Raw genomic sequence first — 12,544 nt, 5'->3', positions numbered from 1 at the left:
AAATTCTCAAACACTTACACCAGGAACTACTTATTGTTACTTCGAATACTTTCAATAACGACGGTTGCCAAAATCAAACCTCCTCCTAAAAGGGTGTATACCGTTGGTACTTCATCTAGAAATAACAAGGCGAGTACTATTCCGAAAATAGGTTGTACGCTACTGATAATGCTGGCTGTGGCAGCAGAGAAAAACTGAAGCGAATGGACCATTAAACTGTGCCCGATGGCTGTAGTTAGCAACGCTAACAATAGTAAATACGGCCATTGACTCACAAAACCAGAGCAGTCCATAAAAAACAGGGTAGGAGCCAAGCACACTGCGATAATCAATGTCTGATAGAGCATCAGCATAACGCCGTTATACTGGGTAACAAACTGCTTTAAAATCAATAATCTAATGGAATAGCACAAGGCAGATAGCAAGCCGAATAAAATACCTTGAACATGCGTACTTTCCAAACTAAACTCTGGTGATAAAATATATAACCCAGTGAGCACCATTCCGCCCAGAACCAGATAAATCGGATTAAATTTCACCTTCAAAAAAACGGGTTCTAAAAAGGCAATCATAACTGGAAAGGTATACAACGACAGCATTCCCGTTGCTACGTTAGAAAGTTTGAGTGCATAAAAATAAGTAATCCAATGGGCTGCCATAAAGATTCCTCCGATAATAAAGGGGCCGTAATGCGCTTTTTTACGAATGCGAAGGTCAATTTTTTTCACTTTACAAAACAGTAATAAGATCGGAAAAGCAAAGGCCGACCTAAACCATACGATGACCTCAGAAGGCATTGCAATATACCTTCCTAACACTCCAGAAGTACTGATAAACAGCGTTGCTAGTAACAAACCTGCAAGTTGTTTAATATGTTGATTTTGCATGTGGTAATTTTGAATTCCAAATGTAGGAAAGTAGAATCTAATTTGACCAATCACTCCGTAATTTAAATGAAAAATCAACTACTTTTTAAAATTTGTTTAAGTTAGCCTTTCCAATAAATTTCTATGATCAAAGATTATCTCAACTATTTGTACAAATGTTATCAAGCCGACAATAATGAGAGCGGTATGCTTAACTTTTTTGCGGCGAAATACGAACACCAATCACTGGTCAAACCAGTGGAGGAATTGACCAATAACCAATATCCTCTTCAATTTGTAAAAGACAGTATTGCCAAATCCATACAACAAACATTAACCTTGTACAGCAACGATAAGGAGCTCTGGTATGCAACGTTATTTTGTACGGGAAAAAGAAAGGATTTTAGAAAGCGAACCCAGGTACTACAGGCACCGCTATTTTTATACAAAGCCCAATTAGTAAACAGAGAAGACGACCACTTTATCAAGATAGATCACGACTCCAGATGCCTGAATATAGCCTTTTGTAAAACCTTGGAATTTCGTTCTTCTTTTGACGATTTCTACATAGCCATCGACCAATTGTTAGCGCAGCACCGCTATCATCGATGAAGCCACACAATGTGACATGGCTTCGTGCTTGCCTATTTTTCAGCGGGCAAAAAAAATCGTCGTTGCTGGCGACACCAATCAGCTACGTCATTTGAGCTTCCTGTCGAAAACTCAAATGCAACAATTTCAAGCACAGTATTCAATAGGGGAGCCTCAAGCTTTTGATTTTAGAAGAAAAAGCCTCTTAGATTTCTGTTTAGAACGGACTGAAAAAGGCTCTCAAACCGTACTATTGGACGAGCATTATCGATCCCTTCCCGACATTATTAGGTTTAGCAACGAACAGTTCTACGGAAAATCGCTGCGAATTATGACTGAAACGCCTAGTAAACTTCAGAAAAATGCAACGGAACTGCACTTCCTTACTTCGGTATCTCCCGGACCTGTGAATACCGCGGAGGTAGACGCGATTATAGTCGTACTCAAAAAACTGATTGCAAAAGAAAAAGAACTCCCTAAAAACGCCTCCAGTAGTATTGGGGTTTTGTCTCCTTTTCGTCAGCAAACGAATGCATTAAGTAAGGCAATCAAGGAAACTTTTGAGTTAAACACTCTTAAAAAACACCAAATAAAGCTTGGAACTCCCTATCACTTTCAAGGAGAAGAACGAGACATTATGCTTCTTTCCATGGGAGTTTCACCGCATTCACATCACGGGAGTATCAATTACCTCAACAAGGAAGATGTATTCAATGTAGCCATAACGAGAGCTAAAAACCATCAGTATGTCTTTCATTCCATTACAGCGAAAGAACTACCCGAACATTCGCTACTAAGAGCTTATCTAGATTCCTTTACGACCGTTAAGGGCACACCAAAAACGTCCCACACATCAGAAGATGTTTTTAGTGGGCTAGTTCAAAAGTTTCTGGCTACCTATGACCTCAACATTTATGAGGGGTATGACATTGCAGGATTATCCATCGATTTGCTATTGGAACGCGAAGGAAAGTACTTAGCTGTAGATTTGATTGGTTATCCCGGCAGTTACACTGCTGCGTTCAATTTGGAACGCTATCGCATTCTACACCGAATGGCAATTCCCGTCATTCCCATTTCCTACTTGAGCTGGACATATCAAGAAGAAACGGTAAAAGAGTTCTTGAATCAAACGATACTTTCAATCTTGAAAGTACCGGGTAACCAAGAACCCTAATACGCAGAATTCAAAATGCTCTTAAAACACGATATAAGCGCTCTGTAAAATAAGAGAGCCTACCTGTATTGCCAGAATACACTTTTAAGAGTTACTAAGTTATTGACTACTCACCATACTACAAAAATAGTTGTTGTAGCTGGTCTTTTAATTGCATAAATGGCTTCTTTAGGGCTTTTCTCGTTTTGCCAGGTCGTCAACAAAGAGCCACAAAAAAGCACACAAGAATCTCGGGCTGGAGTCTTCAGGTTGTTATTTAACTTACAGTCGCGAATACACGTTCAAAACACAGGTGCTTTTTTTAAAATTTTAAAAATCACAGCGAATGACTGCTAGGTCATCAGTAGCCTTCCAAGCATTTGCTTTTTCTAAGTTGTTTACCAATCGAGCCAGTTTTACAAAGCTTCCTTCCATCCGATCCGTGGCACAGAGCGCCGCTATTACGGTATCAGAGTTTTCCTGGTCCGCGGGTTCCCTGAGATTTTTAAAGGCGTGCACACCATCAGTAGCGAGAAGTAATTGCTCGAGCTGATTACAAGAAACTCGTTGCTGTTGAGCAGCGTACCACGTATCAAAAGGCTCATCGAGGTGATAGCCTAAATAATCAGGGGCATTGTCTTGTTCAAAATCATACACGTCGGTATTGACACAAACAACTCCATCTCCGACCACCAATACTTCTGCCTCCTGCTGTTTTTCACACACGACTCCGATAACCAACGTGCTCAGCAACTCATACTTGTCCAAATCTAACATCCTTTTCATATCATTTAAACCTAAAAACAGCTCTTTTAAGACCGTTTTAAGCTGCTCTTTGAGTGTTGTAGTGGAAGGCTGTACAAAATCCTTGTAACGTTCTTCTTTTGCAATCTTCCGAAGAAGCTTGACAATCAGCAAACTCGCGAAAACAGCCTCCTTTCCCATGGAACATCCGTCCATCACGGCCAGGAGTCTTCTGTCATTTGCCAAGCTTTCAGTAACGAGAGCGTCTTCACAGTGTTTAGCGTGAAAATAACCGCGTTGTAATACCGTGTCTATATGCATTACGAAGGGTTTGAAGCGACAGCACTCAAGGTCGAAAAAGCCTTGTTTACCGAGTCTATTTTAATAAAAGTTACGAGCAAACGAAGCCCGTTTTTGGTTTCTTTTTCTTTCATCACACAGCTCTTAGCATTGCGCTGTACGTACTGAAGCATTTTAGTAAATGCAGGGGTTTGATAAAACTCACTTTGCTGATCAGCCACAAAATAACCAATCAAGCGCTTTTGCTTGAGCACTACCTTTTCCAGCCCCAATGATTTCGCCAACCATTTTATTCGGACGCTGTCGAGTAAGTCTGCAACTTGCGTAGGATAAGGACCAAAGCGATCCACAATTTCACTTTCAAACACGCTGAGCGCTGCCTCGTCTTGTACTTCTGAAAGCTTGTTGTACAATACCAGGCGCTCACTGACTGCATTGATATAATCGTCTGGGAACAAAATTTCAAAATCCGTATCGATCTGGACTTCTTTGACAAACTCTTTGGGTTCGTTAGCACTTGTAGGATACAGCTCTTTAAATTCGTTTTCTTTGAGTTCTTGAATGGCTTCTTGTAGGATTTTCTGATAGGCATCAAACCCGATATCGTTGATAAATCCACTTTGTTCACCTCCTAACAAATCACCAGCACCGCGAATTTCCAAGTCCTTCATAGCGATATTGAGTCCACTTCCTAAATCAGAAAACATTTCCAAAGCTTGGATTCGCTTACGAGCATCATCCGTCATGTGATGGTAGGGGGGAGTTATGAAATAACAAAAGGCTTTTTTATTAGATCGCCCAACACGTCCACGCATCTGATGAAGGTCTGACAGTCCGAAGTTATTGGCATTATTGATAAAAATTGTATTGGCATTCGGTACGTCTAGTCCTGATTCAATGATGGTAGTTGATACCAAAACATCGAATTCATTATTCATAAAACTCAACATCAATTCTTCGAGTTTTTTCCCTTCCATTTGACCGTGACCAATCCCTACTTTCGCATCTGGTACCAAGCGCTGTATCAGTCCGGCCACCTCTTTAATATTTTCTATTCTGTTGTGTATAAAAAACACCTGACCTCCTCTGGCAATTTCATATGAAACAGCATCGCGAATGGTCTCTTCGCTAAAGCGAATCACATTGGTATCGATGGGGTGTCGGTTGGGGGGTGGGGTTTTGATGACCGATAAATCACGAGCCGCCATCAAACTAAACTGCAGGGTTCTCGGAATAGGTGTCGCCGTCAAGGTTAGGGTATCAACGTTTTCTTTGATTGTTTTGAGCTTGTCTTTAGCCGCGACTCCAAACTTTTGCTCTTCGTCGATAATGAGCAAGCCTAAATCTTTAAATTTTACATTTTTATTGGTCAGCTGATGCGTTCCGATAACAATATCCACACTACCATCAGCAACTCCTTCTAATACGCCTTTTCGCTGCTTTGTAGTTCGAAATCTATTGAGGTAATCAATAGTCACCGGAAAATCTTTTAATCGCTTAGAAAAGGTTTTAAAATGCTGAAATGCCAAAACGGTCGTCGGTACCAAAATAGCGACTTGTTTCCCGTTATCTACCGCTTTAAAGGCAGCTCTTATGGCTACTTCTGTTTTTCCAAACCCTACATCACCACAAACCAACCTATCCATGGGTTGTTCTTTTTCCATATCCGTTTTCACATCGTGGGTCGCAGTGTATTGGTCGGGAGTATCTTCGTATAAGAAACTCGCTTCCAATTCGTGTTGCATATGCGTATCTGGACCAAAAGAGTAGCCTTTTTGCAGCTTCCGCTTTGCGTATAATTGAATGAGGTTAAAAGCAATTTCCTTGACGCGAGTTTTGGTTTTTTGCTTGATTTTTTTCCAAGCATTTGAACCTAGTTTATAAATTTTCGGAGCTTTTCCGTCACGACCATTAAATTTTGAAATTTTATGTAACGAGTGTATGCTCACGTACAAGATATCGCGATCTCCATAGACTAATTTAATGGCTTCTTGCTTTTTACCCTCCACATCAATTTTCTGAAGGCCACCAAATTTACCTACTCCGTGATCGATGTGTGTTACATAATCTCCAACCTCTAATTTGGTCAACTCCTGCAAGGTGATCGATTGCTTTTTCGCATAGCCGTTTTTCAAACGGAATTTGTGATATCGCTCAAATATTTGATGATCGGTATAACAAACTAGTTTTTCTTCGGTATCGATAAACCCTTGATACAACGAAAACACGACTGTTTCATAAGGAACTTCTTGTTCTGCGTCGTCAAAAATATCTTTAAAACGCTGTGCTTGTTTTTCGTTGGCACAGCAGATGTAATTTTTATAGCCGTTCTGATCGTTTTTTACGAGGTCATCAATCAGTAAATTAAACTGCTTGTTAAAAGACGGTTGGGGTTGAATCGCAAACAAGATATCGCCTTCCGAGTGTCCTGCTCTTAACTCAGAGCGATAGGTAATTTCAGCTAGGGTGAAGTTTTTGAGTTCTTCTGCGATCTGATTTCCAGCGCAAAACAAGGCCTGAGGTGCTGCGTGATTGAGTTCTTTTGACAAGTTCTCAAAAGCCTTCTCCGCCTTTTCAAAAAACGTATCTAACTGCCCCTTTACAGCTCCTATATTACGAGCAAAAACAACGGTTTTAGAAGCTATGTATTGTAAAAAACTCTCGCGCGTTTCTTGTAATTTCTTGTTTTCTACGTTGGGCATAATGCTCACCTTCTTCAACTTGTCTTTGGAGAGCTGCGTTTCTACGTCAAATGTTCTGATACTGTCTACTTCATCCCCAAAAAACTCAATTCGATAGGGTTCATCATTAGAAAATGAAAAAACGTCAATGATACCCCCTCGAACCGAAAACTCACCGGGCTCGGTAACAAAATCAACGCGATTAAAATGGTATTCAAAGAGTACTTCATTGACAAAATCGAGTGATAATTGTTCTCCTATTCCCACTTTCAAGGTACTTTTTTCGAGCTCTTTTTTAGTGACCACCTTTTCAAATAAAGCTGCTGGATAAGTGACTATGACCGCAGGTTTTTTTCTCGAATTGATTCTATTCAGTACCTCTGAACGCAAGAGTACATTCGCATTGTCCGTTTCTTCTATCTGATACGGTCTGCGATAAGATCCCGGATAAAACAGGACATTCTGTTCACCGAGTAGTTGCTCTAAATCGTTCAAATAATAGGCTGCTTCTTCTTTATCGTTAAGAATAAGCAGGTAAGGTTTTCCTGCTTTTTTAAAACTTTCTGAAATGACAAAAGACAACGACGATCCGGCCAAATTCGTAATTTGAAAATGGTTTTGATCGAGTTGAAGTTGCTGTACAATCTGCTCAACCTTAGCAGATTCTTGATAATGATTTACTATGGTTTGCTTACTCAACGTAGGTATTTTTGACAAAGGTACGAGTAAAATTTGGCTCTTAGGGGTAAAATTATACTTCTGCTACTAACTGTAGCACAAACGGCAATGGACTTAGCGTTCCGCTAAGCGAGTGGCAGCTAAAAACTGTTGTTCATTTACTGGCATTCCTAACAGTGTATCACTGTCCCAATCTTGTTGTATACGCCAACGGCCAGCACGCTTCACTACTACCACGTGAAACCTACCAAAACTGGTTTTTACAAGTCGTCTCCCTTCAAAAATACGCACGCGATAAAAACCGATTTCGTAAGCTACTTTGTTAAATACCAATCTTTTTTCGAAACTAAAATCTATGGTTTTCCTTTGGGTAGTAGGCTTAGAAAAATTTGTTTGTATAGCTGTTTTATATTCCTTACCTCGACGGCTACCATAATCGTTAATTCGAAGAACATCATCGGTATGTAAGGCGTTAAAAGCTTTCCAATCTCTCATTTCGTAAGCCTTTTTAAAAGGAAACCACACTTGGGTATTGAGCTCATTTACTTGACTAGCATCCTGCCCCTGAACGCCAAGAGCACAGCATAAAAAGGCTAAAATTAGTAGGAGAATTCTCATAGAATAAGGTATTTAACGCTTCTTAAAGTTACGAAAAATAAGAGAATTTACTCGGTCGGTGCTATCCCTTCGATACTAAAAAGAACGGTTCCTTCTTTAATTTTCCCTTGGGGAGGTGTCGTGGTTATTCTACCATAGCAAAAACTCTCAAATTCTAAATAAAGTTCATGATTTTCGACGGTCATCAATACTTGCCCAGGTTTGACAATATCACCTACTTTAAAAAAAACTTCTTTCACGGTATACACTCCGTGCTCTCCGATCTTGGGCATTTCCACAATCGATTTTTCACCAGGGAGCAGCGGGATATTCGGAACAATTGAACCTTCCTTTTTCATAAAATCTGTTGATCCTTTCCACAGTTGTAACTTCGATAATAGCTTTTTTAGCATAGCATTTTAGTTTTAGGTTATTTTTCTTCATTCCATACAAGAGTATGCCTACTAAACCTTTTGGTTCTAAGACATACTCTTAGGACAATAATACAAAAACTTCAGTTTTAACTATCAAATTTGCAATAAAACATCAAAACCAATGGCATCGGAAATAGCACCATCTCGAAAAGCACTGGTGTAATTTACCTTCCATTTTCTTCTGTCAATTTTAAATTTTGCTCGAAAAGTTTTCTTTTCGTAGTCCAAGTCTGCAGAAAAGTAAATAGGTTTCATAATTCCTTTGATAGTAAGGTTTGCGTAAACCTTTACTTTCGTCTTTTTTTCATAATCGATGCGCAAAATTGACAATACCGCTAGCGGATGTTTTTCCACATCAAAAAAATCGGCTGCCTTGAGGTGATTGTCCAGGTTGGTTCTTCCATCTACCGATTCCAAATCGGTACTTTTCAAGGATTTCATATCAATAACAAAATCACCACCTGTCAATTTATCATCCGACTTTAAAAAATAGCCGTCTAACAATTTGATGGTTCCCTGATGCCCACCAAAATGGAAAACGTAATACCCTTCCCAATGAACCGTACTCTGATGGATTTTTACTGGTAGTTTTTTTTGCGCTGAAGCAGTGATAAGCCCCATAAAAAATAAGAGCCCAAACATGTAAATTTTTTTCATGATATTTATGTTTTCGATAAAACTACTAGGCCTTCGTTCGGGAAGTGTCAAAAAAGTGTAAAAGAAGTGTCAAGCCTTGTAAAATAAGGTGAAAAAGTAATTTATTTGTTCGAAATTATGAATACGAAAACCATCCTCTTATACGGTAGCTGTTTACTTTTAGTACTTTCAGGAGTGCTTTTTTTAAACTTTAGCCCCCCTCAAAATGACTTTAGTAGCAAGGTACAATCCAGCCTTCGAGAAGTAGGGCATCAGTTGTTACTTTACAATGCTGATAGTACCTCTTTGGTACGTCCTGTTTTACAACGTAGCCCTTACCATTATCAATTGGAGTTTCAATCGGCTTTAAAAATTGACCCAGGAGTACTCGCCAGTCAATTTCAAAAAAGTCTGGCCAAGGCAAAGCTTCCCAACAGCTATAGGGTAGAGGTAATTCCTTGTACCACCGATGCCATTGCACACAGCTTTATCATGAATCAGGATACTAAAGAAGATATCGTTCCTTGTCAGGGGCGAATTTTACCATCCGCTTGTTATACTGTCCATCTACATTTTACGGAACTCCCCAATAAAGCCGATTCCATTCGTTATTTTACCAGTGGGCTCCTTATAATTCTAGGAAGTTTTTTTGCCCTATTGTTCTACTTAATCAGTATTCGAAAGGAGGTAAAACAGGAAGACAAACCTGCGAATACCAACATTATTTCCCTAGGAAAGTATCATTTTTTTCCGGACCAACACAAGTTGCATTTTCAAGCCCAAGAAGTCGCTTTATCTAGTAAGGAATGTGAACTGTTAGCCCTGCTCGCCAACCGTCCTAACGAAGTTATTACACGTGAAGAATTGAGTAAAAAAGTTTGGGAAGACAAAGGGGTAATCGTAGGACGAAGTTTAGACACCTACATTTCTAAACTTCGAAAAAAGTTACAATTAGATCAAGGCATACAAATAGTCAATCTACACGGTGTTGGCTATAAGTTAGTAATAGGAAAAGAGGGTTGATTCAACTAGAAATCAACCCAATCTTTCTTTATTACAAGGTATCTAATAAGGAATGACTCAAGTGTTCAGTAGCCTGAACAAAGGCATAAGTCTCCTGAGCAACAGCCCCTAATTTTTTCTTTTCCATGTCAGCAGTAAAACCAAAATCAAGCGTTTTACAGCCCAATTCCTTTGCTCTACAGAGTGTTTTGTACAGTATTTGCTTGTATACATTGTACTCGTACACCCATTCGTAATCAAGACCAACTATCATAGCTGTATAGGTATCTGCCTGCTTACAACTAAACATGACACCAACCAGCTTAGGTTGGGCTTGCTCATCGTTCGCTAAATATAACTGAATGCAGTCATAATTATCACTAGTATTCATGAGTTGAAAAAAGTGAAATGGCAATTTAAATACGTTGAGTTTGTAGGATTTGTGATACACTTGTTCATACAACTGATACCAAGAGCGAAGTTCTGTATCACTGGCTGCTTTCTGATAAGCCACACTGAAATTGTCACTGAACTTCAAAACTTCTTTTCGTACGTTGTACCTGTATTTCTGGTTCAGTCTTTGCAAGTACTCCTCTTCTGAATTCCAGTTGATGTTACGGACAAAAAAGTTATCAGGCAGCCTAAATTTCGTATAGCCTAATTCCAATAAGGACGTTTCAAAATCACTTTGGGGAGCACCGTAAAAATCACGCAACATAATTTTAGTGGCTCCTTGGTTTTCCTGAACTTCACTTAAGGTCTTTCCTAATAGCCTTAATGCGTGTTTCCATTCAGCGTGCTGGTAATTGAGGTACAGATGATCTCCCTTGGTTATTAAAGTCCCCAAAACTAGAGTTTTAGAACTTAAAAAATACGGATTCTTAACTCGTTCCATTTCAACCTTTTCAGAAACAGCTGCCGAAGCAAACATATCATCCTTTGTCCAAGCGAGCGTAAAAAGAGTTTTTAATACGAGCGCTCCGCTAGCATCCTTAATGGTCACATAATAAAAATCCCATTTGTTTTCACGCGTGGTAGTATCGGAAAAAGTACGTTCGAGCTCGTACAAATTAGCACAGGATAGGGTAGGAGTCTTATCAAAACAGTGAGCCCACTCATGTTGATCGATATTCACTATCGATTTATCAATTTTGACCTGCCAATCTCGAACAGTTGAAAGGGGTTGCTTCAAAGACTCCCTATGAAAGTTTGGCAGGTTAAAAACACGAGCAACTTCCTTACAATCACTCCCATTTTCTTCCAGAGATTCTAGGTATTTCTCTTGCAAAGTACACAGCATTCCTTCTATTTGCTCAACACTGAGGCTACAGTTTATCATAAAACGAATTCCGCTTTTTTTCATAGGAACCGCCGGAAAAGAAGCCACGTTCAAAAAGTAGCCACTCGCTTTCATTTTATTGACAATATCATAGGAAATTTTAGGCAGTCCAACTGGAATAAAAAACAAAGGACTGTCTGTTTTTTGATACTGAGGTAAGTGCAATCGATCTAAGCAAGTATTTGTCAGCTGAATCTTTTGCATCAAATCTTCTTGTCGTTGCCTTACTTTGGACGAGGTATGAAAAGCTGCTGAGGCAATAGCAGCGCCTAGCATAGGAGGCTGTATGGGCCCTGAAAATATATAGGTAGCTCCGCAATTTCGGACTTTTCGTTCCCAGTGTTCATTCGGAAAAATCAAACAACCACCAGCAGCCGCATACGATTTGTTTAGCGATACGGCCAAAATCATTTTATCGTGTGCTCCGAGCTCACTAAAAGCAACTCCACAACCGTGTTCTCCGGTCCAGCCCATTCCGTGGGCATCGTCTATATAGAGGTAAAATTTTTTGTAGGTATCCAACAATTTTTTCAGAGAAGCAAAGGGAGCATAGTCTCCGTACATAGAGTACACACCATCGGCAAAATACCAAACCTTCTCGTGTTTACTACTTAAACTTGCTATCTTCTTCTCTAATGATTCCATGCAATTGTGCTTTACCACATATACTGGTATCTTTTTTTCTTTCAACAACTTAACCGTCATTTGCACACTGGAATGCACCTGTAAATCCAAGACAACGGCATCATTTGGTCCGACAACCACAGGTATAGTTGCCAGGTGCCCCAAGGTTGTACTTGCAGTGACAATAGCCGGCCGATTGTAAATACGTCTCATTTGTCCTTCCAATTCACTGTAAAGTCCTATAGATAAATAGGTTCGTGAAGAAGAAAATTGCGTTCCATACCTTTCTACGGCAGTAATTACGCCTCGTTTGATATCCGGATCGTGTTCAAGTCCTAAATAACTACAAGAACCAAAATTCACATAGGTATCACCATCGATGGCTACTTCACTGGGAAGTGCATCGAGCTCTGTGGAGGTGTAATTGTGAACCAGTTTTCTTTTAAACCCATCTTCAATAATTTGATCTAAAACATCAATCATAGTTTCGTTATTTTTAATTTATAGTTGATTCAAATTAGTACAGCACCTTTTGTTTTCACAAAACGTGCTTTAAAGATGTAGTAGGTAAGAACGAAGCAAAACTCGTTCAAAATAGGAAGCACAAAGAACGCTTTTCTTTGAAAAACAAATGTTAGTAAATTGTAAAATATAACAAACAAAATTCTACTAAACTGATTTTGTGACATATAAGTCTATAGGTAGGATTAAATCAAAACTTACTGTTTAGAAAAAAGCACAAAAACAGGGTTTTTAGACACTTTAAGTAGGTGATGCATACACATATTCCAAATAATTTCAATCTTCTATAAAAAGACACTTAAAAAAGACCGTTTAAATAAGCATATTTTATCAAGAAAAAATAACTATTGATAAAAACAATACCTTTAGATTTC

10 protein-coding genes are annotated in these 12,544 nt (G+C 39.2%); 3 read left to right on the top strand and 7 right to left on the bottom strand.

The window, feature by feature from the left end:
- Window positions 1-26 precede the first annotated feature (26 nt).
- A complete protein-coding gene (locus tag ACXAG7_RS03465) occupies window positions 27-887 on the bottom strand; it encodes a DMT family transporter (protein ID WP_408041788.1) in 861 nt (286 codons plus the stop codon).
- Window positions 888-1,010: 123 nt separating this feature from the next.
- On the opposite strand from ACXAG7_RS03465, the gene ACXAG7_RS03460 reads away from it, so the two are divergent.
- Entirely contained in the window at window positions 1,011-1,478 is a 468-nt protein-coding gene (locus ACXAG7_RS03460; RefSeq protein WP_476665983.1) for a hypothetical protein, read from the top strand.
- Between the two features lie 16 nt (window positions 1,479-1,494).
- Complete coding sequence (locus ACXAG7_RS03455) at window positions 1,495-2,634, top strand: DEAD/DEAH box helicase (RefSeq protein WP_476665982.1); 1,140 nt, start codon at window positions 1,495-1,497, stop codon at window positions 2,632-2,634.
- A gap of 309 nt (window positions 2,635-2,943) precedes the next feature.
- Here ACXAG7_RS03455 and ACXAG7_RS03450 read toward each other — a convergent pair whose 3' ends face one another.
- The 5 genes from ACXAG7_RS03450 to ACXAG7_RS03430 form a co-directional block, all read right to left on the bottom strand.
- Window positions 2,944-3,678, bottom strand: a complete 735-nt coding sequence (locus ACXAG7_RS03450) for a protein phosphatase 2C domain-containing protein (protein WP_476665981.1) — start codon at window positions 3,676-3,678, stop codon at window positions 2,944-2,946.
- On the bottom strand, window positions 3,678-7,037 hold the full coding sequence (mfd, locus tag ACXAG7_RS03445; protein ID WP_476665980.1) for a transcription-repair coupling factor: 3,360 nt from the start codon (window positions 7,035-7,037) through the stop codon (window positions 3,678-3,680). Before mfd ends, ACXAG7_RS03450 begins: the two co-directional genes overlap by 1 nt.
- A 93-nt stretch (window positions 7,038-7,130) precedes the next feature.
- Complete coding sequence (locus ACXAG7_RS03440; RefSeq protein ID WP_476665979.1) at window positions 7,131-7,634, bottom strand: nuclear transport factor 2 family protein; 504 nt, start codon at window positions 7,632-7,634, stop codon at window positions 7,131-7,133.
- A 47-nt stretch (window positions 7,635-7,681) separates the two neighbouring features.
- Window positions 7,682-8,026 (bottom strand): biotin/lipoyl-containing protein, encoded by a 345-nt coding sequence (locus ACXAG7_RS03435; protein ID WP_476665978.1) that lies wholly within the window; start codon window positions 8,024-8,026, stop codon window positions 7,682-7,684.
- A gap of 114 nt (window positions 8,027-8,140) precedes the next feature.
- Complete coding sequence (locus ACXAG7_RS03430) at window positions 8,141-8,704, bottom strand: YceI family protein (protein WP_476665977.1); 564 nt, start codon at window positions 8,702-8,704, stop codon at window positions 8,141-8,143.
- 117 nt (window positions 8,705-8,821) lie between these two features.
- Here ACXAG7_RS03430 and ACXAG7_RS03425 point away from each other — a divergent pair, with 117 nt between their 5' ends.
- Window positions 8,822-9,706: a winged helix-turn-helix domain-containing protein gene (locus ACXAG7_RS03425; RefSeq protein WP_476665976.1), complete on the top strand. Its 885-nt coding sequence runs from the start codon at window positions 8,822-8,824 to the stop codon at window positions 9,704-9,706.
- A gap of 31 nt (window positions 9,707-9,737) precedes the next feature.
- Here the strand turns inward: ACXAG7_RS03425 and ACXAG7_RS03420 are convergent, their stop codons facing one another.
- Window positions 9,738-12,131, bottom strand: a complete 2,394-nt coding sequence (locus ACXAG7_RS03420) for an aminotransferase class I/II-fold pyridoxal phosphate-dependent enzyme (protein WP_476665975.1) — start codon at window positions 12,129-12,131, stop codon at window positions 9,738-9,740.
- Window positions 12,132-12,544 lie beyond the last annotated feature (413 nt).

It is taken from the genome of Tenacibaculum sp. AWR4_210 (genome assembly GCF_056160945.1).
The sequence above is the reverse complement of the archived record's forward strand: the minus strand, read 5'-3'. Positions and strand labels throughout refer to the sequence as shown.